This window comes from Mesotoga sp. BH458_6_3_2_1, assembly GCF_003664995.1.
Classification (GTDB): domain Bacteria; phylum Thermotogota; class Thermotogae; order Petrotogales; family Kosmotogaceae; genus Mesotoga.
In genome coordinates, this window is the sequence record NZ_JFHL01000002.1 from 341,051 (window position 1) to 363,798 (window position 22,748).

The following is a 22,748-nucleotide window of genomic DNA, read 5'->3' on the forward strand; positions in this document are numbered from 1 at the left end:
TTTTTGTTGTGAAGGTCGTTTCAAAGCTTGTGATACAAAAGCCGGTGATTCAAGACCCTGTCACCATTAAGATCTGCAAGAAATCGCTGAAAAAAGTATCGACGAGCACATCACTATTTTCTCTTTTTCATTCTACTAAGAAGTTCAGCTGCTTGTTCCGGGTTTAAATCACCCTCTTCGAGTTTTCTGATGATCTTTGAAGCCTCTTGAATCTGACGATCTGCAAGTTCGAACCCCAGACTCGTCACCAGTTCTTCCAGTTTGCTCCTTGCCGTTGGATAAGAAATGTTCAGCTCCTTCTGAAGTTCTGAAAGATTGCCTCTGTTCTTGATAAAAATCTTTAGAAAGTCTAGTAGCTCGTCAGGAAGGGAAAGCAGTTCGTCTTGCAAAAACGTTCCGATTATTTTAGTCTTGCACTTCTGACAGGTATACTCCGTGATTGCTAGAACACCACCGCAGCTAGGACACTTGTCAAGTCGTTTCTTCATCGAGACCCCTCCATCCTGTAAGCAAAGAGACTACACCCCTGATCAAAAAATAATATCAGCTTTACCAGTAAAAAGTCAATGGAAAAGAAATCAGTATACTGAAAAAATCCATATTTCAATGCTTTACCTAATAAAAGTGGAGGTTTAATTTATAATATTTAACTCATAGGTTGTAAAACAGACATTATATACGAAGAACTGTCGGGATTTCTTCCCTGTCGATCGTTGATCAGTGAGATCATAGAAAATTAAGCTAAAATCCTCTACATTTATTGTCTGAGGGTGCCTTCTATAAGATGCTTTCAGGAGCCAAGTAATAAGAGTTTTTCGAGAATTAACAGTTAATTCTCTATTCTATGATCGTCTGTTTGGTCTCTATACCCAACTTTGATACGATTATCGCCGCAAAGATACTAAGAGAAGACATGAATACCATTACGACAAGGACGCTTCCGGTGATTCCCATAATCAAGCTTGTGAAGTATGGTGCGATTATCCCTGCTGCTCGTGCCATTACTCCTGATGTTCCATTTCCTAGTGCACGCATCTCCGTCGGATATAACTCGGGCGTATAGGCGTAAACCATTCCCCATGCTCCAAGAACAAAAAGAGAAATCAAGATGCTTGCGAACAAGAGAAGCCCTGAGCTGCTCACAAAGGCGATGACAATTGAAGAGACTGCCATCCCGCCGAAAAAGAATGTGAGTGAGGGCTTTCTTCCGATCTTTTCGATAAGTAGTGCTGCGGTCAGATACCCGGGAAGCTGCATAATCAACATGAAGAAAGTGTACCAGAGTGATGAGACAGGAGTCAGGCCCTTTGACATGAAGATCTTTGGTGCCCATGTGTAAATTCCATAATAGACGAAGCTTACAGAGAACCAGCTTATCCAGATCATGATAGTTCTTCTGGCCAGGCCACTCTTGAAAAGACCAAGCAGTGGTTGCTTTGACATCCTATGCATTTCTATCTCTTCGTTTATGCTCTTTCCAAGTATCTTCTCCAGCGCAGATTTACCCTTCTTCATGAACTCGTATTTGGGGCTTTCTGGAAGGAAGAAGGAGATTATTAGAAGAGGAATGCTAAATATTGCGAGGAAATAATACGACCAGCGCCATCCGAGAGAGTTTAATGTGATCATTGTGAATCCCCCGGTAATAATGCTTCCAATTGCCCAGCTAGATTCTAGAAGAGCAAGATACAGACCTCGGATTTTTATTGATGAAAACTCAGTCAAGTATGCATTGACTACAGGCAGAATGCCACCATAACCGAAACCAGAAATAAACCTTCCTAAGGAGAACATTCTCATTGAAAGTGAAGCTCCTGTAATACCTGTTGCAAGACCGGCAATCAACATAAGAAAAAGGTTTGTCCATTTTCTTCCGAATCTATCGGAAATTGCACCGGAGAAGAGTGCACCTAATAGCATTCCTGCAAAGACTGAGCTGGCCATCATGTTTTGATTTCCAGCAGTGCCAGCAAGATCGACGATAATCGATGGAAGTGTTAATGAGGTGATCATTACTCCACCGGCCACGAGCATCCACTCAAGAGAAGTCAAAATGAGCAGCCTGGTTCTTCTGGCAGTAGTTACGTACTTCTGAATTACTTCGTCAATGTTCATGAGAGCCTCCTTCAGGTAACCAAAAAGCCATTTCTTTCCAACTTCTCTCTTATACTTCTAAGAGTGTCTTCGGTGTCTGCCTCTATTGTGTGAAGATGGACACCGTCCTTCGAAAGGCTAAGAAGTGGTGCTGCATGAGATGCTTTCAAAGCTGCGATGAACCTGTTAAGATCGTCCATGTTTGACAGGTTCAATTTCCCTTTCAGTTCTCCATATACGGCATGAATTATGCTTACGTCGATGATGCGCCCTCCGGCTCTAATTATGTCTGAAAGCTCTTTATAAATATCCTCTTCTGAATGCTTCACGGAAAGTACCATTTTGTGGCTCTTTCTTCCTTTGAGAACGTACCCTCTCGTGGACGCCAATATGTTGAATTCTCTTTGTCTCAGTTCTTCTATATCCTTCACAATCATCTGTCTGCTGACACCGGTTTCTATAGAGAGAGACTGTCCCTTTACGGGACCAGTTGAACGTTTCAAGACTTCAATAATGAAACGTTGTCTTTCGCGCTTTTCCACCTTTAACCTCCTGCAACAGTCAGATTATAGCAGCTACTTTACATCGAGTTCAATCAAAAAAATATGCCCCGAAGGGCACATCAAAGAATTAAATAAAACTGGTGGCAAGGGACGGAATCGAACCGTCGACACACGGATTTTCAGTCCGCTGCTCTACCTGCTGAGCTACCTCGCCATCAATCTGGTGGAAGCGACAGGGATCGAACCTGTGGCCTTCTGCTTGTAAGGCAGACGCTCTTCCTCTGAGCTACGCTTCCACCACTGGCGCCCTCACGGGGATTTGAACCCCGGTCGCCGGCGTGAAAGGCCAGTGTCCTAGGCCACTAGACGATGAGGGCCGAAGCACGTATTTTATATTACACTATAAACTCTTCACGGTCAAGAGGTCGAAGCTTCTTTGGTGGTAGCAGCACACCAATTTCTGATGTCCAACCAGCTTTGGGGAGGGTTTTTTCATGATAGAATCTTGAAGAAAGGGGTGATCATGGTGCCGATTGACTTCAGAATGACGAAGAAGGGGCTGATACTTCTAATTGATTCGTACAGGAGCGTCGATGAACTGAGACAGGATATCATGAAAAAGTTTGCCGATGCCAAGGATTTTTTCTCTGAGGGCGATGAAATTTCCTTGATGCTCACTCAGGATACTAGCAAACCGGACGATATAGTGAAGATTGTCTCTTTATTGAGCGACCTTGGAGTACACGTGAAAGATATTCTTGTGGGAAGTATGGAGCAAAAGGACGTAAAGGTCGGTCAGAAGTACGATCTTGTTAGAGAAAAGATCACAGAGGTGCGAGGAGCCCAAATTATCAGAAGGAATCTAAGATCGGGACAAATAGTTGTTCATAACTACGACGTAGTGGTTGTTGGGAATGTTCATCCCGGTGCAGAGGTTATTGCGGGTGGAAGTGTAGTCATTTTTGGAAGTGCAAAAGGTGTTCTCAGAGCCGGTTATTCTCAGGGTGAGACGGGAATCATTGCTGCAATTGATTTACAGCCTTCGCTAATTCAGATAGGCAATTTTTTAACTCAGGAATACGATCATTTTGATGGGCCTGCGGTTGCTCACGTTAGGACCGGCAGGATTGTAGTTGAAGAGGCAGATGATGTCAAGTTTGAAGTAAAGGGGGAGGCGAGTTGAGTTTAGCCCGTTTGTTAATGGATCTCTCCAATGCTTTTGGACCTGTGGGATATGAAGATGAAGTACATTCAGTAATCAGGCAAGAAATAGAGCCTTTCGTTGATGAGATCTATACAGATGAAATTGGAAATCTCATTGCAGTCAAGAAAGGAACAGGAAAGAGAATAGGGATATTTACTCACGTGGATGAAGTGTCTCTGGTGATTTCCAAAATTGATGAGAGAGGATTCGCCAGATTCGAAGAGCTTGGAGGTATAGATCCAAAGGTCCTTATCTCTCAGAGGGTAAGAATAAAGAGCAGAGATGGAAAGGAAAGATACGGGGTAATCGGTATGCTTGCTCCGCATCTCCAGAAGAAAGAGACTAGAGGAGAGGTTCCTTCATTTGACGAGCTATTCATCGACGCTTCAATCAACCCAGATTATTCAAAGATCGACATTGGTGATCTTGCAGTGGTAGATTTCTCGGCGTTTGAGATGAACGGAAAAATCTCCGGAAAAGCTCTAGATGACAGAGCCTGCGCAGCCATCAGCATAGAGACTGCGAAAGAGCTTTCGAAATATCTCTCAACTCCCACCGTATACTTCGTGTTTACCACAAGGGAAGAGGTTGGAGCAATTGGGGCTAAGGGTGCGGCAGAATCGCTGGAAATAGATCTCGGAGTTGCGATGGATGTAACTCATCATGAAAAAGAGAGCGATATTGAGATCGGGAAGGGGCCTGCTTTAACTGTTGGCGGTCCAAACATTCACAAGGGATATTTCAAGTTACTTGATGACTACGCGAAGGATCAAGAATTCAAAGTTCAATATGAGTTCGGACCGGGACGAACAGGAACCGATGCAGACAACGTCCAGATAGCTGGAAGTGGTGTTCCAACACTGCTTCTCTCCCTTCCACAAATGTTTATGCACACTCCGGTTGAAGTCGTTCAGATTAGCGATGTTGCAGGCACGGCACGATTGCTTGCAGGTTTCTTCATCTCGCTGAATGGAGGAGAGAGCCTATGAAACTTGAGAGATTGAAGAAGCTGTGTGAATTACCGGGGATTTCCGGATTCGAGGAAAAGATCTCCTCCTTCATTAAGGAGACAGTTGAAGACAGGGTTGACAAAATCTGGATAGACACAGTTGGAAATTTGATTGCCCTAAAGAAGGGAAATGGCAAGACTTCGAAGAAACTAATGCTTCTGGCTCACACAGACGAAGTCGGATTAATGGTAAAGAAAATCAATGAAGATGGTACACTGTCTTTCACCAATATTGGAGGAGTCGATCCCAGAGTACTAATGGGTAAGAAGGTCTTGGTCGGAGAAAGCCTTACTCCTGGAGTGATCGGATTTGAAGCGATACATACTCAAGATCGGTCATCTATACTGAAAACGCCCAGTATGGGTAAATTGAAGATCTATTTGGGTTATTCCAAGAAAGAAGAAGCTTCTAAGAGTCACAGAATTGGAGATCCTGTGTTTTTCGATACTCCATATAATGAAATAGGTGACTACGCAGTTGCAAAATCCCTTGACGACAGGACTGGTTGTGAGGTGCTCATAAGGGTGCTTGAAAGCCTTGATGGAACTTCGACTGATTTCGATCTCTACTTTGCCTGGGTTGTTCAGGAAGAGGTAGGTTTAAGGGGTAGCGGAGTCGCTGCAAATCAGATAAAGCCGGATGTTGCTTTGGTCTTTGAAAACACCACTGCCGGAGACAATCCAGAGCTTCCTGATTACAGGTGGGCCACAAGTCTCGGAAGAGGACCGGTGTTAACATTCGCCCATAGTGGGCTCGTTCTTGACAAGAAGATCCTTGATACTATTGTAGAAACCGCAAAGTCGAACTCATTAAGCTTTCAGTACAAAAGCAGAATAGCTGGAGGTACTGACGCAGCGAGACTTGCAAGAGTCATTTCTGGCATACCTTCGGGAGTAATCTCCACTCCTTCGAGATACATTCATTCTCCAACCTCAATAATAAACATCAACGATTTTCTTGGAGTTGCCAAACTTGCCAGTATATTAGTTAAGGAAGGGAAGGTGCTGTCTAGATGAAAAGGCTTATTGAAAAGCTGGTTACGATTAGTTCTCCCAGCGGCAGAGAGCATGCAGTAAGAGAAGTAATAGCTGGAGAGATCAAACCCTACGTTGATGAGATGAAGATAGATCCTCTGGGAAATCTTGTCGCTCTCAAGAAAGGGAAGAGTGGCAGAAAGCTGTTGTTTGACGGTCATATGGACGAAATCGGTGTAGTTGTTACACACGTAGATTCAAAGGGTTTTCTGAGAGTGGATTCCATAGGAGGTCTATCCCCGTATATGCTTCTGGGTTCGAGACTAATCTTTGAAACCGGTGCTTCAGGAATTGTAGATGTTGAAGGGGAGACAGTCAAGGATTTTGGAGAGGCAATGAAAAGTCTCGACTACGACCACATCTTCGTTGATATTGGTGCTACTGATAAAGGCGACGCCGAGAAGAAAGCTCCAGTTGGAACCTTTGGAACATATGATTCAACATTCGTCGATCTCGGAAAGAGACTGGTTTCAAAATCAATGGACGATAGGATTGCATGCGCAATAATGATTCAGGTCGTGAAAGAACTTGAGCAACCCGAAGATGACGTTTATTTTGTCTTTGCGGTCCAGGAAGAAGTTGGAATCGTAGGAGCCAGTGTTGCCGCTTTTGATATTATGCCTGATATGGCAGTTGCAATAGATGTAACTGCAGGACCGGATACACCCAAATCCTTCAAGCGAATGGGTTTCAAGCTTGGAGGAGGTCCGACTATAAAAATTAAAGATCGTGGAAGCATTAGCTCTTCGAGGGTTGTTACCAGACTCAAGGAAGTTGCAGAGAAAAGGGATATCCCCACTCAGTACGAAGTATTGATTTTTGGAGGTACAGATGCGAGAGGATATCAGACGACTGGAAGAGGTATAGCTTCGGGAACCGTCTCGATTCCGTGTAGATATGTGCATTCTCCTCACGAAATGGTTGACTACGATGACGTTCTCAATGCCGTGCGACTATTGAAGGCTCTTGCAGAAGAAGGAGTGGAATGAGAAGAATTGCTTTTACAAGCGAGTCGGCAGACAGATGTGAGCTGATTTTTGGAAAGGATCTCATTAACAAGCTTCCTCAGTCTGTAAGAATAGTTGACTCGGGATTCAAGAAGTTTTTTGGAAAGAGTTTGGAAGGCGAATATTTGATGCCAGGCGGTGAACACATAAAGTCAGTTGACAGAGTGTTTGAAATCTATCAGCTGATAAGGACGTGCAAGAGCAAAACTATTACAGTAATTGGTGGAGGTTCGATTATCGATCTTGTAGGCTACGCATCTGCCGGCCATGCGGAAGTTGAGAAGCTTTTCCTCTTTCCCACGACAACTGTCAGTCAAATAATGCCTGCTCTTAATGGATTCGGAGTGAATTTCGAGTTCGTAAAAGATTTGCTCTCGTCTAGAGGAGTGCCTAACAAGGTTTTCATAGATTCATCCATCAGCTTCTGGTCTTACAGCCACTCGTCGCGTAGCGATTTTCTCTTCCCGCTACTTGTCGCACTTTCCTTCGACAAGAGGTTGTTCAAGTATCTCTTCAATCATTTACTATCCGGCAGCGAATTGCCATCTGAGCTGTGGGATGATGTGATTTTCTCCTCAGCAAAAGCGTATTTGACTGGAATCGAGATTGGGAAATCCATTGTTGGCGGCGAGATTGGAAAGCATATTGAAACTGCTTCCAGGCTGAGGGCAGGAAATCAAGTTTCTCTGATCGTCGGAGCGATGATAGAATTGCGCCTTGCTGTAGAATTGGGAGCAAGTGACAATAAGATTGTCGAGGACTTCTTTCAATCTGTAAAGCTACTTTGGAAAAAGGATTGGACTTCAAGGATCGACATGTCTTCTCTAGTGGATGTGATCTATCAAAAGGGCGGTGTGAGAATCAGCATGCCCGACGGGGGACTTGACAAAACGCTCTACGTTGGGGCTAAAGTGTTTGAAAGGTTTGTCAGAGAAAAGACTTGGAGGGGATTGGAGAGCTTTGTATGAATGAAGGATCGCACGATTATGTTTTGAAGGCTCTGATTGTTGTAGTTCTTGGTCTATCTGCGATAGTACTCACGCTTGGCGGTTACGCGATAGTACTAAGGGAAGAAAACAAGAGGTCGGAACTCATAATTGAAGAAATCCGCAATTCGGTTCTTTCTCCAACAGTTGATCAGCCTGAAATGGAAGAGAACCCCGTCAATCTTCCAACGGGCACGCAGATCATTAGGGAGACAATACCTATTCCTGAAACCCAGAACTTCTTCCTTGAGACTTTCGATTACAGAAGGTTGATAATCAACTCATTTGACTTTCTGGCCGAAGGCTCGGAGTTTGGATACGTTGTTGTGGAAGAAGAGACTGCATTCAAGTTGTGCGTGGAAAAGGGACTCGGCAAGTATTTCATTACAAGAGTGGGAGACGGGTTTGGTGTGATGTTTGTAGGTGAAAATCCTCTTACTGGTCTCTATGATTCGAAAACTGCATACGGAATTCAGCTGGTTTCTCATACAGTCTCCGATGGAATTGCTCCGCAAGTCATGGACCTGAGGAGTATAGGTTTTCCCGCTTTTGTGTATAAATCAATCACTGCTGATGGAAGAACATTTTATGCGGCAATTCTCGGAGTTTTCCCCGATGCAACGGCTGCTCGTGAGTATTCGTCAACCGTTGATGTCGAGGCTCTCCAGAAAACAACAGGCTGGAACATCACAGACAGATTTCCGAGGCAGCTGAAATGAAGAAGCTAACTGCTAAAGAGTTGCAGGTAACTGGATCGGTTCTAGTACTTGTTCTCATGGGCTTTGTTGCACTTACGGGTTACAGAGGGACAGAGATTCCAGAAGATAGAGTTGATAAAAAGGAGTCCGTAGATTTTCCAATTGATCTGAACTCCTGTAGCGAGAAGGAGCTTGAGTTGCTTCCTGGAATTGGTCCGGCAAAGGCCAAAGCAATCATAGATTACAGAACCTCAGTGGGTTCTTTTGGTTCAGTTGATGATCTTCTACTAGTAAGAGGTATTGGTGAGAAGACCTTAAACGCTTTCAGAGAAATGGTATCTGCCTCAGGTGTGTCCGCTGAATCAAGACATGAAGCTACCTTAATTGACATAAACGCGGCCGACGCTTTTACCTTACAAAGTATTCCAGGTATTGGTGAAGCCAAAGCAGCCGCGATAATCGAATTTAGAGAACGTAATGGATTGATAAATAATGAGGAAGATCTTCTAAAAATACCGGGTATAGGTCCCTCACTACTTACAGAGGTTCTGGCCCACATTCTTCCCCTTCCTGAATGTGAAGAGCAGTCAGGTTCAAAGAAGGTGAATATCAATGTCGCTGATATGGAAGAGCTTTGTCGCCTACCCGGCATCGGTCCAGCCATTGCCCAAAGAATTGTTGATTTTCGGGAGAGTTTTGGACCATTCCGCTCATATGATGATCTGACAAAGGTTAGCGGCATTGGCGAAAAGACTGTTGTAAGGCTTAAGGAGCTGGTAGAGTTTTGAACCTACTTCATGTTTGCTGCGCGCCTGATCTTGTGAGTGCTGTTGTGAAGAGAGCGGAACTCAGACAATCCGAGCTATTCTTCTATAATCCCAATATCTTCCCAGGTGAAGAATTCCTCAGGAGATACGATGCTTTGAGAAAGGTATGCGAGAAAATGGCTCTTGATCTCCCGGAACAACATTACTTTTCCGAAGATTTCTCAGATATTCTCGATTCATTTGGTGCCGAGCAGGAAGGCGGTGCGAGATGCACAAAATGCATAGAACTCAGACTTAGGAAGACCGCTTGCTTAGCAAAATCGATTGGTGCTTCGAGTTTTACTACAACGCTTCTGGCGAGTCCCAGGAAGTCAATCGGCCAAATAACTTTGATAGGAGAGAAGTTAGCCGCAGAGTTTGATATTGAGTTTATTTCCGGCAATTTTCGAGCGGAGAGAGATGAGTTAAGAGATCTCCTAAAAGGAGTTTACAGGCAGAGTTACTGCGGTTGTCTGCCAAGCAAAAATGAAGCAATAAGGAAGAGAGAGATCAAGGATTCGAAAGATCGCGAAAGGCTTGAGAAAGATTTCAAGAGATTCGTCGATCTCTGGGATTTCAGAGGTAACGTGATCCCTCGCAGCAGGATTGGTCTGAAGGAGATTTCGGATTTGAAAGAGATAATTGCGATAGTCAAACCCTCCGCGCTTTTCGATGACATTCGAGACACTGAACTTGGGGATAGAAGATGGCTAAAGACTGGTAGCTATAATTGTCGAATAATCAGGGAGAAGGAGTAATGGATGCTTTAGCTAAAAGGATCAGAACACTAGGAGAAGAGTGCGGCATGATCTTTCGCCTTGTGGATGAAAATGGAGTTCCATACGATGGAGAAATCGATTTCAAAGTTCCTAAGCTCGTTCTTGCTCTTTCGAAAGCCACAGGTTCAAGAAGTTCAACAGTGGTTGATGGAATTCAGATCACCGCTCTTCATCTGGAAGATAGTAGAGAGAGGTGCTATTTGATAGTGCTCGGAGAGTTCCTTGAAGACAATGCATACAGGCTTCTGAGAACGGTAATAAAGATTTATGAGGGTGATCTATGATTGAATTTTCCTTGAGCACTACAGGACGGCAGATCGATCTTGATTCAACGCTAGATTGTGGTCAGACTTTTCGTTGGCTAAAAGACGGAGAGTGGTGGAAGGGTGTCGTACGTGATACTGTTCTCTTCTTGAAAGAGAATGCCGAGGACATCATAGTGAGATCCTCTTCAGAGTCTTTGCTGGGAAGAGATATCTACTCGGGGATTGAACACTATCTTGGTCTTGAAGATGATCTGCAGTTGATTCATTCAACTCTGAAAGAAAGACTTCGAGCTTTCGACTTGAAAGTCAGAGTTGTATCCGAAAAGGCTCTGGCTGAAGCTTCTGGGCTACGTATTCTCAGACAGGATTCATTTGAGATGGTTGTTGAATACATCCTTTCAACTCGCAACAGCATACCCATGATTCGCTGGATGAGCGATAGATTGTCTGAACTCTTTCCTGAGAACAGAATTGATTTCTGTGGAGAAAGCTACTATGCCTTTCCTTCGTTAAGTCAGCTGAAGGAAATTTCGGCAGAAGCTTTGACCGACCTGAAGATTGGCTTCAGAGTTCCATGGCTGTTGAAGCTCTTCTCAGAAGTAGAGACAGAATCTTACTTTTCAGAGCTTTCAACTCTGACAGTGGAAGAGAAGCTTGAAGAACTGAAAAAACATGATGGTATTGGTTACAAAGTGGGAAGTTGTGTAATTCTCTTTTCTTATGGCGAACTTGGTGCATTTCCGGTTGATATATGGATTAGCAGGGTTATGAAGGATTTGTTCACCTTCAGCGGTTCCACAAAGAAGCTTATGCAGTTTGGAATGGATTCGTTTTCGCCGTATGGAGGATACTATCAAGAAGCGCTCTTCAGATACTACAGAACTCATAAACTGGGAAGAGATCTTAAATGAGAATAAATGTTATTGGGGGAGGGCTTGCCGGTTCTGAAGCTGCGCTCAGCCTCGCCAATTATGGGAATGAAGTGGTTCTTTACGAGATGAGGCCGGCTAAGAATACTGAGGTTCATCACACGGGTAACTTTGCGGAACTAGTTTGCAGTAACTCGTTGAAATCGGAATCTCTGGAAAACGCATCGGGGTTGCTCAAAGAAGAAGGGTGTAAGTTGGGATCTCAACTTCTTCAAATTGCCAATCATCACAGAGTCCCTGCAGGAAAGGCGCTCGCAGTGAATCGGGAGACATTTGCTGAAGAAGTCTCCAGTAGAATAGAAAACCATCCTTTGATCAAAATCAAAAGACAGGAGATCTGTACGCTTTCCCTAGATGAATCGGTTAATATCGTCTGTACTGGCCCTCTTACTTCCGGTTGTTTCGAAGAGTTTCTTGTTGAGCTGTTTGGAGATTCGCTATTCTTTTTTGATGCAGTTGCTCCAATAGTTGCTGCAGACTCAGTTGATTTTTCGCGGGCGTTTGTCGCCGATCGATATGCATTGGACGGTGACTATGTGAATTGTCCGCTTTCCAGAGAGGATTATGAGGTTTTCTGGAAAGAACTGGTGATGGCGGAAGTGGCAGAGGTTGAGAATTTCACAGATCGTTTTCTCTTTGAACGCTGTCAACCTTTTGAAGAGATTGCTCGAAGCGGAATCGATGCGCTTCGATACGGTCCTATGAAGCCTGTCGGATTGATCGAGCCCGATACTGGTAAAGAACCGTATGCAGTCGTGCAACTCAGGAAGGAAAATATTTCCGGTTCCTTATTAGGCATTGTTGGCTTTCAAACAAGACTCAAGTGGAATGAACAGAAGAGAATTCTCTCACTTATACCTGCCCTCAGAGCCGTTGAGGTTGTTAGGTACGGGGTAATGCACAGGAACACATTTCTCGACTCGCCGAGGCTCTTGAACCCAGATCTACAATCTAAGATCAAGAGGGGGTTGTTCTTCGCAGGACAGATCAGTGGCCTCGAGGGATACGTTGAGGCTATAGTCTCCGGTAGGATTGTGGCGATGAATGTAAATCGTTTTGTTCGTGGTTGCGAAACCCTTATCCCCCCCAGTGATACTATGATAGGCGGATTGATACATCATGTCACAGTCTCGGGCAGAAGTCCTCTGAAACCTGTGTATGCGAATTTCGGTTTGCTTCCCGAAATCAAAATAAGGAACAGGAGAGAAAAGAACAGAGTGAAGGTAATTAGAGCGCAAGAGGAAATGCAACGCTTCCTGGAAGGGGTGGAGAAATGATTCTTATCAGTGAGCCGGTTTTTTCGCCAAGACCTTGGGGAGACCAGAACTTGAACAGACTTTACGGCATTCCTTCAAAGGAACCCATTGGTGAGGTCTGGCTTCTGTCTGATATTGAAAACATGAAAACGGGCTTGACTGCGGACTCGACAACAGTTTATCCAGAGAGTATTGTGGAGGAATTAGTAGGACATGCTTTGCCGAGATTTCCACTGATGGTTAAGTACATCTCCGCCAATGAATGGCTATCAGTGCAGGTCCATCCCGACGATGAACTTGCTAAACTCAATGAAGGAGAGCCTTGGGGGAAAAGCGAGTGCTGGTACTTCCTTGGGGAAGGCCAGGTTCTTGCGGGAATGAAGGAAAGAGAAAAGTCAATTCATGATATCAGGGAAAAAGACCTGAATCATATTCACCTGAGACGAGGAGATCTTTTGTCCCTGCCTGCCGGCATTGTACATGCAATAGGACCCGGTTCGAAGCTCATAGAGATTCAGCAAAACAGCGATATTACTTACAGGCTCTTTGACTGGAACAGGGGGCGGGAACTAAACCTCGATAGAGCATTAAATGTTAGCAAACCCTTTCTCATGCCAAAGCTTGAGGAGAAAATGAATCATTTCGAGTGGGAGTATTTCTCAATCGAGAAGACTTGTTCTTTCTCCGGAAAGGGAATCTGTATAACAATCGGAGATAAGCCTAGTTTATACGTTGTTATTGATGACCTATTCGAGATGGACACAGAGTTTCTTGCGGTTACTTTGGGGCCGTTCTGGGGTGGGGCTATATGAAGCGTGTGGCGGCAGTTGTGATTGCTTTGACCGTTTTGGCTCTCGCCTTTGCGGTTGACAACATCAATCTTCTCCTTTCCAAGGAGTACCTAATTGAATTGCAATCGCTAGACAGTCGTGATCAAGAAGCTGAAGCATTCCTGGCCATAGCAATTGGGCTCAAATATAGAGAGACAATTCAGCCGAATTACAAAGTGTGGTTCACCAACCTGTATTCAGGTCTTGAAGTGAATTTTCTTTCTCCGCAGCTGCAGGAAGGTCTTCAGATAGTAGAGGAACTGGTCTTCGTATCCACCGTCTCCGCATTAAATATGCTCTATTCTTCTGGGAGTAATGATGATCTGATCAAAGCAATTGCATTGAGAACTTTCTTCTATGACTGGATCGACACAAGGGATCCCAGGTCAGCGAAACAGATCGAAGAGACTGCCAACGACTTGATTGATGACCGACCTGGTCAGTATTTTCCTTACAAAGCTCTTTTGGAGCTATATTCTAGCGGCGGTTCAATGGACGTCCAGCGACTTCTAGAAATTCGTGAGACAATATTTTCTGAGAATATTGAGGGGTTGCTTGGAGACGATCTGATAGAGAGTGAATTTGTGGCGGGACTTGAAGAACTTGTAATAGATGATTTCTTGAGGCTGGGATCAGAGGACCCTCTTTCAAGATACTACGCTGCAATGTCGTACATTGAAACCGGAGAATCTCTGGCAGGTGTTGAGATCCTCGAAGATCTTGATCTGAATAAGATTTCACCTAGATTTGCTTCCAATGCTTCCTTGGTAATTGGAGACATGAAACTTGAAGAAGGCGATTTTGATGGAGCCATTGAGCGATATCAGGAGTCAGTAAGGTTTTGGTCCAACAATTCTCGGGCTATCAGGAATCTTGGAATGGCATACTATAAGATCAAGGATCGAGACTACTATGATCTGGCAAGATTCTATCTACAACTTAGTGGCTATGAAGATTTCGATTCTGAAGTGAGCTCGGCCTTGAGGGAACTGAGAAGGAGAGCAATATTTGAGTTGGCACTTGTTACAGTGGTTCCGCTGACGGTGGTAGTAGTTGTTGGACTCTTTCTGTTAGAATACGTTAGTAGAAAGAGAAAGAGTTCACAAGAACGGAAGGCAATGAGAGAAGACGGAGGAAACAATGAGGATTGATGTTCTTGATAAAGGTTTTGTTGAGCTAGTGGATCGGATGGGTGACGACTATTCTGCGGTCCAAGCTGCGAGAACTAGCTACGGCAAGGGATTAACAAACAAAGAGAGAGACGATCGCCTAATCCACTATCTTATGAAGAACGGTCATCATTCTCCCTTTGAACACATTGTGTTTAAGTTCCATTTGAAACTTCCAATCTTTGTGATGAGACAGCTTGTTCGACATAGGATAGCATCTATCAACGAGCGGAGTGGTAGATATACAGAGTTCGCAGAAGAATGGTATCTGCCGAGCGAAATAAGAACTCCCGACAAAGACAACAGGCAGGGTTCTGTTGTTAGTGACGACCCAACGCTGAATAGAACGGCGATCGAGATTATCAACAAAGCCTATAAGAACTCCTTTGATGCTTATTCTAAGCTTCTTGAAATTGGAGTTGCGAGAGAGGTGGCAAGGGTTGTTCTACCAACTTCAATGTACACAGAAGCTTACTGGACTATAAACGTCAGGTCGATGATGAACTTCCTCAACCAGAGGGCAGATTCACATGCGCAAGAGGAAATTCAGCAGTATGCAATCGCAATTGCAGAGATTCTTGAGACCAGCTGTCCTGTGACGTTTGATGCCTTTATTCAGCACAACTACACAGGTGATCTTCTCAACAAGGAGGTTAAGGGATGAGGTTATCCAAAATCATCCAGTTACTCGAATGTGAAGTGCTCATCATCAAAGATGAAGATCCTGAGATAGAGTCAGTGGGTGCTGCCGACTTGATGAGTGACGTACTGGCTTTTGGAGGCCCCGGAATGATTCTCGTGACGGGTTTGAACTCTCCTCAATGTGTTAGAACGGCTTCTGTGGTCGGAGCTGCGGCAGTAGTAATTATTAGAAAGAGAAATGTTCCCGATACCACTATTGAGCTGGCCCAGGAACTCGACATGCCTCTTGTTCATGCAAAGATGTCGATGTACAGAGCCTGCGGGATCCTATTCAGAGAGGGTCTTGGAGATTCTCTTGAGGAAGGCAAACATCTTGGCTGAAAGAAATGTTGATGACCTTCTTGATAAACTAAGGGGTTTATTCGCCGATATTACGGCAGAAGACATAATGATAAAAAGCGTTGTTACTCTCAGTAAGGATAGAACAATGTGGCAGGCTAAGGAGCTCATGAGAATCTGCAAGATTTCGGGTGTCCCCATTACCGATGGTGACAATCAGCTTGAAGGAATAGTCAGCATAGAAGATATAATTGTCGCTTTGGAAGGAAACTACATTACAGATTCAATAGAAAAACACATGACCAGGGACCTAATAACTTTCTCGCCGGAGACTAATCTTGAGATGTTAATTGAGCGATTCAACCGTTACAGGTACGGTAGATTTCCGGTAGTGGATTCTAACGGAAAGCTTCTCGGCATAATTTCCAAGAAGGACATAATCGGGGCGGTTCTTGACAAATTTAGGCTTATTTACGTTCACGACACGCGACGAAGGGAAGTGCTGGAAAGAAGCGTTGACTGGTTTGATAAGTCTTTGATTTCAGGTGACTATGTTGAAAAAACCAGTGCAGATTTCGTCTACCACATTGATTATACCGATATTGACACGGCGGGAGTCGGCTCTGCCAAGTTGAAGAGTTATTTGAAGACACTGACAGATGATGATACCCTCATAAGAAGGGTTTCGATTGCCTGTTACGAAGCTGAAGTCAACGTTGTAATCCATAGCGGAAGTGAAGGTTATATTTTTGCCTGGTACGATGAAGACGTTGCTAGAGTAAGGGTTGAGGATTATGGAAGAGGAATAGACAATGTTGAACAGGCGATGAAGGAAGGCTTCTCAACTGCTTCAGATCATGTTCGAGAACTTGGTTTTGGCGCTGGAATGGGTCTGCCAAACATGAGGAGATATTCGGACAAGATGGTTGTGGTCTCTGAAGCAGGAAAAGGGGTCGTCGTGGAAATGCACTTCTATCGGAATGGGAGGAAATGATATGAAGCTGAACGAACTAGTTCAAAAATGTGAACTCAGAGTGATCACAAGCTTACCTCTGGAGACAGACATATCAGACGCTTACATCGGAGATTTGCTTAGCGACGTAATGGGGAACGCCCCATCAGAGTCAATCTGGTTAACTGTTCAGTCTCATTTGAACATACTTGCTGTAGCCACAATTGTTGGAGCTAGAGCGATAGTTCTTTGTAATGGTCTGCATTTTGAGGAAGCTACGATAAGCAAAGCCGACGAGACAGGTGTTGTGCTTCTTGAAAGCGATGAAACGACCTTCAATCTTGCTTTGAAGCTAATGAAGAGTGGTTTGAAAGGTTGAATCGATTTGTCATTTCTTTGTGATTTTCATATTCATAGTTGCCTTTCTCCCTGTGCAGATATCACGATGACCCCTCGTGAGATAGCTTCAGTATGCGTATCGAAAGGGATCGATTGGGTTTCAATTACGGATCACAACAGTGCCGGGAATGTCAGGGTTTTCAGTAAAGTTCTGAGTAGAGCTGGAGTGTCTTTAATTCCTGGTATAGAAGTTCATACAGTTGAAGATGTTCATGTTTTGGCATATTTTCCAGAGGTTTCGCTAGTTGAGGCTTTTTCTGACTGGATTAGAAGGGAAAGGCTTCCGCATGTTTCTGTGGATCCAGAAATATCCGGTTATCAGTTGTTTGTTGATGATGATGATTCCTTTACCGGCGTGGAAGAATTCTGGCTTGGCCAACCAACTACTTTGAGCATTTCAGAAACTCTAGAAGCTGTTAATGATAACGGGGGTATATCAGTTATGGCTCATATTGACAGAAAGATGGGCCTTATAACTCAGCTCGGAGTTATTCCCGAGGAGTACAGAGAAGTACCGATGGAGATCTCTTTTAGAAGGACTTTAGTTGAAGGTTTTGAGGCAAGAAACATCCTTCACTCAAGTGATGCGCACAGTTTGAATGTAATCACACCCACTGTGTCCATTTCGGCGAAGACAAGGAGTTTTGAAGAGTTTAGGGCGGCGATTTTTTCGTTTGGAAGGGCGTTAGAAATAATATGGGACTAAGAACAATATCCGATCATATACTTGACATTGCTCAAAATGCAATAGATTCCGGAGCGAAAAAGGCTAAACTAAGAATCCAGGAGAAGAGAGGAAATTGCTTCTCTTTTTCAGTAATTGATTGGGGGAAGGGAATTCCTTCTGAATCTCTTGAGGCTGTCCTAGATCCCTTCTATACAGAGAAGAGAAAGAAAGTGAAATTCGGCCTTGGCCTCCCAATGCTGAAATTTGCAGCGGAGGCTACTGGCGGAAGATTCAGTATTGATTCAAAACTGGGATCTGGTACGGAGATAACCGCGTCTTTCTTGCTCTCCAGTGTGGATTGTCAGCCCGTGGGAGATATTCCCTCGACTCTATTTGCTGTAATTACTATGAATGATGATGTAGACTGGACAGTAGAGAGAGTTCTCGATGAAGATGGATATAAATTCTCTTCATCTCAGTTTCGAGAAGCTTTGGGGAACGACTGTTTCACTTTTCCAGTCAAAATGAAGATGATTCTAGGAATTCTTCAAGAGGCAGAAATATCACTGGGAGGTTTATCGAATGTCTACTAGAAGACTGTTTGTAATTATTGCATTGGTTCTGACCTCTGCTTTTGCTGCAGCAACTATGATTCCCACAAGAATCACAATTCTTGACAACAGAGTGATCTCAGATAATGAGGTTCTTGGGATGTTGAACATTCAACGTGGTAAAGAGATCAGCGATTCCGAAATCAGAGATGCATTGGAAAGAGTAAAGAGCAGTGGCTATTTTTCCGACGTCTACTACTCCTTTGATGAATCCTCTAACCTTTTATCAATACAGGTTAAAGAGTATCCCGTGGTGGATGTTGTAGTTGCGTTCGATGGACCAAAAGTCGTTGAAGAATCTGTTCTGGAGTCTGTTTCAGTTATTAAAAGTGGCAAGCCTATGAATCCCTCCAGACTTATGTATGACATTCCGCTCACTTTGGAAGCCATTGAGGCTGAATTAAGCGGAAACGGTTACATAGAACCGTTTGTCAAAGTAGATTGGGAAACAGATAAGAGCAGATCAGACATCTTTTCCGGCAACATTTCTGACAGGGTGAAGGTAACCTTCAAAGTCAAAGTCTCCTTCCTCTGGGAAATTACGATAGATGCACCTATTTCCGATGACGCAAAATCCTATCTCGCTAGTAAGCTGCAGATAAATTACTTGAAGAAATATTACGATACCTCGATTCTTATAAGGTGGATTAATTCAAAGAAAAAGTACGTCCCCAAGATAGAAGACATAAACACAGTTGTTCAGACAATTTACAGTACTTACTACGCTAATCGAAATGGCCATTGGGGACTTGACGACTTTACTTACCAAGCAATGATCGTGACGTTGAACAATGCTTTGAAAAGCGTGAGGCAGGTAACCCTTCCTGAAGAGGTGAAGGAAAGCAGCGCGTTATCGATGAGCATAACCTTTACACCTGTAGAATATGTGAAGTCTGATTTCAGTCTTAGGAGCGTTTTTGTTGAAGGAAACGTCAATCTCCAAAAAGGCGAAATCCTTCGGGAGACCGGGCTTATCGAAGGTCAAAAGGTTGACAACGAAGTCGCAACGAAGGCTATCCAGGCTGTTCAGGATTTGTACAGCGACAGTGGGTATCCCTTCATGAGAATCGAGCCAGCAATCGATGAGAAGATAGGTTTCTTCAGTCTCAAGATTACGGAGCCGCTAGTCAGAGATGTCACGGTCGAGTTTGATGGTCCAAAGAAGACACAGGACTATCTGATTAGTGAGAAGATAGTTATAGGAAAGAACAAGGTCTTGTCCTTAGATGAACTTAGAAACACCTATGCGTTCTTGAACAACACAGGCTATTTTTCCAAAGTGGACATCGTTCCCGTACCTGTCGGTACGGATGCTCTCGACGTCAATATCACGCTCAGGGAAACCGATAAGAATAACAAAATTGGCGGCGGCGGAGGCTGGCAGAATGGACTGAATCTCTATCTGGACCTCGGCCTTCTCAATGTTTGGGGTTACGGTCAGAACATTTCAACTACTCTCAGCGTTACGCTTCCCATGCCTAATAATAAGGAAATAGTTATCACTAACGGTGCCACTGAAACAACTACTAGAAGACCTGCCTTTGATGCTACGATCGGTTATTCAATACCGAAAATCGCTGGCTCTCGTCTTGATCTTGATACAGCCTTCAAACTAAAATTTACCGGATTTAATACGACTGTCGATTCAACGGATACCCTGGTTGAAAAGTCATCGCAGGAAACTGAGTTCATGTTTTCCTTGACTCCTATCTACAATATCTCGCCAGGACAGAAAGTTGGATTCACTGCCGGCTATGAATACTTGATGTCCGAGAGTCAGGTTTCCACAGCGACCAAGGCATCAACCGGAACAGAGACAGGCAGACTATCCGAAAGTTTTGACGGTCTCTTCACCGGTTTGAGCTACGAACTTACGACTCGTGATGATCTTATGAGGCCGACGATGGGAAGCGAGTACCTTGCAGGGTTGAACGTCAGAGGGATATTTGGAAAGGAAAACAAGTTATTTGTATCAGGTTACGTAGAATATAGGAACTTCATGTCTATAGGAGATCCAGTTCTCGGATTCAGAATAAGAACTCAGCAGTTATTCCCTCTTTCTCCTCAGGGGGTCTTCAGGAGCTATTTGTTGAGCCCCGACACATTCATTAGGGTAAGAGGTTCACAGAGTATAGGTCAAAACGCGTACGGGGTAACCGTCGGTTCTGCGCAGTTAAGATATCCGCTTACGCCTGAAGCTTCATCAATACCAGTAGACGTTGTAGGGTTTGGCGATCTGCTTTTCTATCGCAATACCTCTGGTGGAGATGTTATTGGAGGTAACTTCCTTGCAGACTTCGGTCTCTGTTTGGATATCTCAATACCTATGATTGGACTAGTCAGACTGGGTTATGGATATAATACTTATCTGGCTGATCAAAGTTCGACGACTGGGAAGCCCTATTATGGAACACCCTTCTTTGGTTTCGGACCTGCCTTCTGATAGAACAAAAAAGCGCGGCGTCTGCCGCGCTTTTTTCTATACCATCATCTTATTGTGTGAAGGAAGTTCAGAACAGAGGACGAGTTGGCAACTGGATTATACCCGCCTTCCTGAACTATCAGTTTCTGAACATCAATTTCACCGATGAGCCTTCCCATCATTGAGAAGTCTTCATCATTCAAATTGAAGTGGCCAATGCCGTCGTTCTTGTGGCCGTCAATTCCCAAGGAAATAATGAGCAAGTCTGGAGCAAAGTCATCTATCTCCTGAAGAGCCTTTGAAAGTGTGCGCATGTATTCAGGACCTTCTGTCCCGCCGGCAAGCGGAAAATTCATGTTAAACCCTTCTCCAGAATCTGAACCTATCTCCCATGGATTACCGCTTATCCACGGATAAAATATCTTTGGATCACCATGGATTGAAACATAGAAGACTGTGTCGTCATAATAAAAAATCTCCTGGGTACCATTGCCATGATGAAAATCAACATCCAGAATCGCAACAAAACCCCTCGTGTGCTTCTGGTAATACCTGGCAGCAATTGCCGCGTTGTTGAAGTAGCAATAACCTCCGCCAGTCGATATTCCAGCATGATGTCCAGGCGGTCTGCATAGCGCATAGGATACACTTTCGCTTTCAAGAATAGAATCTACAGCATTCAGGGCTGTGGAGACGGATGCTAGGGCTCCAAGATAGCAGCCCGAAGTGACTGGGGTACCTGTGTCAAAAAGCTTATCATACCCAAAAACCTCTGGAAAGTATTCTCTGTCTTTTGATACAGATAGACTCTTTTCTTTTAACCATTCTACATATTCAGGTGTATGAACCTGGTATACATGAGAACAATGGTAGTCACGCGGTTCCTTAATCTGGAATCCAGACGATTCCAGAGCACTCCGAATTGCCTCAATTCTCTCCGGTTTGTCTGGATTTTCAATCCAAATCCCATCTTCAAGCTCTTTCATTGGCAGATGAAAGAGATGTCTTCTATCGTAAAAAACCATCAACTGTCTGTCACCCGATTCTCATCGACCTTAATTTCAAGTTTATCAACTCTTTTCTGGTGACGGCCGCCTTCTTCTGACGAGCTGAGAAAAGCATCAACAATCCAACTTGCCAGTTCGCTGCCAATCAGTCTGCCTCCGAGAACAAGAACGTTAGCGTGGTTGTGTCTTCTGGCAAGCGCTGCCATCTCGGGGAAAAAGCATAGAGCTGCCCGAATGCCTCTGTGCTTGTTTGCCGCAATCGACATCCCAATTCCAGTTCCACAAAGCAAAACGCCAAAATCTGCTTCCCCATTCGTTACTGATCCACATACCTTCTGAGAAAAGTCAGGATAGTCCACCGAATAGGTGCCCGATTCCGGACCAAGATCATATACTGTGTGACCCTTTTTCTCTATGTATCTAACGAGATAGGATTTCAGCTCATATGCAGCGTGATCAGAACCAATCGCAATCTTCATCTTATGACTCCTAATTTTTCAAATTACTTGTACCAGCGGAGGACTCCGGAAAGCCGGCCCTGTATCTTCACTCTATTTGCTTCTACGACGATAGGAAGCATCTCCGGATTTGAAGGCACAAGTCGAATCTTTGGTCCTTCGTTTTCATACTTCTTGAGAGTAGCGTACTCATCATCTATTAAAGCCACCACAATGTCGCCATTATTCGCCCACTCCTGTTTTCTTATAATCACGAAGTCGCCATTTACTATATGGGAATCAATCATACTGTTGCCGGTGACTCTCAACATATAGTACTCAAATCCTCTTCTAATCATCCAAAGAGGAACTGGGATCTTCTCTTCTTCTGTTTGAACAGCCTGTACTGCTTCGCCCGCTGCAACATTGCCGATGACAGGGAGCATGACCACATCTTCGCCAGGTGTCAGTGAAGAACCGTCTGGGCTTTTTAAGACTCTTATTCCACGAGAGACACCTGTTCTTTCGATGTAGCCCTTCTTCTCCAGAGACTCGAGATGTTTTGCCACTCCCCGAGGAGAAGAAATGTCAAAATCTCTACAGATGTCTCTGATGCTTGGCGGGTAACCATAAAGCTTAATGAAGTTCTCGATGTACTCCAGAATCTTCTTCTGTTTCTCCGTCAGCGTCAATTCATGACA

General features: G+C 44.1%; 26 protein-coding genes and 3 tRNA genes. 20 read left to right on the forward strand and 9 right to left on the reverse strand.

Translation table 11 applies throughout. From position 1 onward, the window contains the following. Positions 1–113: 113 nt before the first annotated feature. The 6 genes from Y697_RS01910 to Y697_RS01935 all read right to left on the reverse strand — a co-directional run bounded on the left by Y697_RS01910 (position 114) and on the right by Y697_RS01935 (position 2,974). Positions 114–488 (reverse strand): DUF2089 domain-containing protein, encoded by a 375-nt coding sequence (locus tag Y697_RS01910; RefSeq protein WP_121550017.1) that lies wholly within the window; start codon positions 486–488, stop codon positions 114–116. A 349-nt stretch (positions 489–837) separates the two neighbouring features. Continuing rightward, positions 838–2,115 (reverse strand): MFS transporter, encoded by a 1,278-nt coding sequence (locus Y697_RS01915; RefSeq protein WP_121550018.1) that lies wholly within the window; start codon positions 2,113–2,115, stop codon positions 838–840. Positions 2,116–2,126: 11 nt separating this feature from the next. Further along, positions 2,127–2,636, reverse strand: a complete 510-nt coding sequence (locus Y697_RS01920) for a transcription repressor NadR (RefSeq protein ID WP_121550019.1) — start codon at positions 2,634–2,636, stop codon at positions 2,127–2,129. Between the two features lie 99 nt (positions 2,637–2,735). After that, a tRNA-Phe gene (locus Y697_RS01925) sits at positions 2,736–2,811 on the reverse strand. Between the two features lie 7 nt (positions 2,812–2,818). Next, positions 2,819–2,893 (reverse strand) — tRNA-Val (locus Y697_RS01930). 5 nt (positions 2,894–2,898) lie between these two features. Next, positions 2,899–2,974: transfer RNA gene (locus Y697_RS01935), tRNA-Glu, on the reverse strand. A gap of 62 nt (positions 2,975–3,036) precedes the next feature. Here Y697_RS01935 and minC point away from each other — a divergent pair. The 20 genes from minC to Y697_RS02035 are packed head-to-tail and all read left to right on the forward strand — an operon-like array spanning position 3,037 to position 20,624. Then, positions 3,037–3,780: a septum site-determining protein MinC gene (minC, locus tag Y697_RS01940; protein WP_259462263.1), complete on the forward strand. Its 744-nt coding sequence runs from the start codon at positions 3,037–3,039 to the stop codon at positions 3,778–3,780. Continuing rightward, positions 3,777–4,790 (forward strand): M20/M25/M40 family metallo-hydrolase, encoded by a 1,014-nt coding sequence (locus tag Y697_RS01945; RefSeq protein ID WP_121550020.1) that lies wholly within the window; start codon positions 3,777–3,779, stop codon positions 4,788–4,790. The genes minC and Y697_RS01945 overlap by 4 nt, the downstream gene beginning before the upstream one ends. Further along, positions 4,787–5,827 carry a M42 family metallopeptidase gene (locus tag Y697_RS01950; RefSeq protein ID WP_121550021.1) on the forward strand — a complete coding sequence of 347 codons (1,041 nt, stop codon included), beginning with the start codon at positions 4,787–4,789 and terminating at the stop codon, positions 5,825–5,827. The genes Y697_RS01945 and Y697_RS01950 overlap by 4 nt, the downstream gene beginning before the upstream one ends. Then, complete coding sequence (locus Y697_RS01955) at positions 5,824–6,834, forward strand: M42 family metallopeptidase (RefSeq protein WP_121550022.1); 1,011 nt, start codon at positions 5,824–5,826, stop codon at positions 6,832–6,834. Before Y697_RS01950 ends, Y697_RS01955 begins: the two co-directional genes overlap by 4 nt. Beyond that, entirely contained in the window at positions 6,831–7,820 is a 990-nt protein-coding gene (locus Y697_RS01960) for a 3-dehydroquinate synthase (RefSeq protein ID WP_121550023.1), read from the forward strand. The genes Y697_RS01955 and Y697_RS01960 overlap by 4 nt, the downstream gene beginning before the upstream one ends. Next, positions 7,817–8,557, forward strand: coding sequence for a sporulation protein (locus Y697_RS01965; RefSeq protein WP_121550024.1), 741 nt, complete (start codon positions 7,817–7,819; stop codon positions 8,555–8,557). The genes Y697_RS01960 and Y697_RS01965 overlap by 4 nt, the downstream gene beginning before the upstream one ends. Next, a complete protein-coding gene (locus Y697_RS01970) occupies positions 8,554–9,324 on the forward strand; it encodes a ComEA family DNA-binding protein (protein WP_121550025.1) in 771 nt (256 codons plus the stop codon). The genes Y697_RS01965 and Y697_RS01970 overlap by 4 nt, the downstream gene beginning before the upstream one ends. After that, positions 9,321–10,100 (forward strand): epoxyqueuosine reductase QueH, encoded by a 780-nt coding sequence (locus Y697_RS01975; RefSeq protein ID WP_121550026.1) that lies wholly within the window; start codon positions 9,321–9,323, stop codon positions 10,098–10,100. Before Y697_RS01970 ends, Y697_RS01975 begins: the two co-directional genes overlap by 4 nt. Next, on the forward strand, positions 10,100–10,405 hold the full coding sequence (locus Y697_RS01980; RefSeq protein ID WP_121550027.1) for a hypothetical protein: 306 nt from the start codon (positions 10,100–10,102) through the stop codon (positions 10,403–10,405). The genes Y697_RS01975 and Y697_RS01980 overlap by 1 nt, the downstream gene beginning before the upstream one ends. Beyond that, positions 10,402–11,298, forward strand: a complete 897-nt coding sequence (locus tag Y697_RS01985) for a DNA-3-methyladenine glycosylase (protein WP_121550028.1) — start codon at positions 10,402–10,404, stop codon at positions 11,296–11,298. The genes Y697_RS01980 and Y697_RS01985 overlap by 4 nt, the downstream gene beginning before the upstream one ends. Continuing rightward, on the forward strand, positions 11,295–12,593 hold the full coding sequence (trmFO, locus tag Y697_RS01990; protein ID WP_121550029.1) for a methylenetetrahydrofolate--tRNA-(uracil(54)-C(5))-methyltransferase (FADH(2)-oxidizing) TrmFO: 1,299 nt from the start codon (positions 11,295–11,297) through the stop codon (positions 12,591–12,593). The genes Y697_RS01985 and trmFO overlap by 4 nt, the downstream gene beginning before the upstream one ends. Beyond that, entirely contained in the window at positions 12,590–13,384 is a 795-nt protein-coding gene (locus Y697_RS01995) for a type I phosphomannose isomerase catalytic subunit (protein WP_121550030.1), read from the forward strand. The genes trmFO and Y697_RS01995 overlap by 4 nt, the downstream gene beginning before the upstream one ends. Then, positions 13,381–14,553, forward strand: coding sequence for a hypothetical protein (locus tag Y697_RS02000; protein ID WP_121550031.1), 1,173 nt, complete (start codon positions 13,381–13,383; stop codon positions 14,551–14,553). Before Y697_RS01995 ends, Y697_RS02000 begins: the two co-directional genes overlap by 4 nt. Continuing rightward, on the forward strand, positions 14,543–15,235 hold the full coding sequence (gene thyX, locus Y697_RS02005) for an FAD-dependent thymidylate synthase (RefSeq protein WP_121550032.1): 693 nt from the start codon (positions 14,543–14,545) through the stop codon (positions 15,233–15,235). Before Y697_RS02000 ends, thyX begins: the two co-directional genes overlap by 11 nt. Beyond that, complete coding sequence (locus Y697_RS02010) at positions 15,232–15,594, forward strand: hypothetical protein (RefSeq protein ID WP_121550033.1); 363 nt, start codon at positions 15,232–15,234, stop codon at positions 15,592–15,594. Before thyX ends, Y697_RS02010 begins: the two co-directional genes overlap by 4 nt. Then, positions 15,569–16,546 carry a CBS domain-containing protein gene (locus Y697_RS02015; protein ID WP_121550034.1) on the forward strand — a complete coding sequence of 326 codons (978 nt, stop codon included), beginning with the start codon at positions 15,569–15,571 and terminating at the stop codon, positions 16,544–16,546. The genes Y697_RS02010 and Y697_RS02015 overlap by 26 nt, the downstream gene beginning before the upstream one ends. Position 16,547: 1 nt before the next feature. Then, positions 16,548–16,883, forward strand: coding sequence for an iron-sulfur binding hydrogenase (locus tag Y697_RS02020; RefSeq protein WP_121550035.1), 336 nt, complete (start codon positions 16,548–16,550; stop codon positions 16,881–16,883). Between the two features lie 6 nt (positions 16,884–16,889). Further along, entirely contained in the window at positions 16,890–17,609 is a 720-nt protein-coding gene (locus Y697_RS02025) for a PHP domain-containing protein (RefSeq protein ID WP_121550036.1), read from the forward strand. Next, a complete protein-coding gene (locus Y697_RS02030) occupies positions 17,600–18,163 on the forward strand; it encodes an ATP-binding protein (RefSeq protein ID WP_121550037.1) in 564 nt (187 codons plus the stop codon). The genes Y697_RS02025 and Y697_RS02030 overlap by 10 nt, the downstream gene beginning before the upstream one ends. Next, entirely contained in the window at positions 18,153–20,624 is a 2,472-nt protein-coding gene (locus Y697_RS02035) for a POTRA domain-containing protein (protein WP_121550038.1), read from the forward strand. The genes Y697_RS02030 and Y697_RS02035 overlap by 11 nt, the downstream gene beginning before the upstream one ends. A gap of 44 nt (positions 20,625–20,668) precedes the next feature. Here Y697_RS02035 and Y697_RS02040 read toward each other — a convergent pair whose 3' ends face one another. Genes Y697_RS02040 through lexA form a run of 3 tightly spaced genes read right to left on the reverse strand, consistent with a single transcriptional unit; the run spans position 20,669 to position 22,739 of the window. After that, complete coding sequence (locus Y697_RS02040; protein ID WP_259462264.1) at positions 20,669–21,589, reverse strand: histone deacetylase family protein; 921 nt, start codon at positions 21,587–21,589, stop codon at positions 20,669–20,671. Positions 21,590–21,627: 38 nt separating this feature from the next. Further along, positions 21,628–22,089, reverse strand: coding sequence for a ribose 5-phosphate isomerase B (gene rpiB / locus Y697_RS02045; protein WP_121550040.1), 462 nt, complete (start codon positions 22,087–22,089; stop codon positions 21,628–21,630). A 23-nt stretch (positions 22,090–22,112) separates the two neighbouring features. After that, on the reverse strand, positions 22,113–22,739 hold the full coding sequence (gene lexA, locus Y697_RS02050) for a transcriptional repressor LexA (protein WP_121550041.1): 627 nt from the start codon (positions 22,737–22,739) through the stop codon (positions 22,113–22,115). Positions 22,740–22,748: the final 9 nt, after the last annotated feature.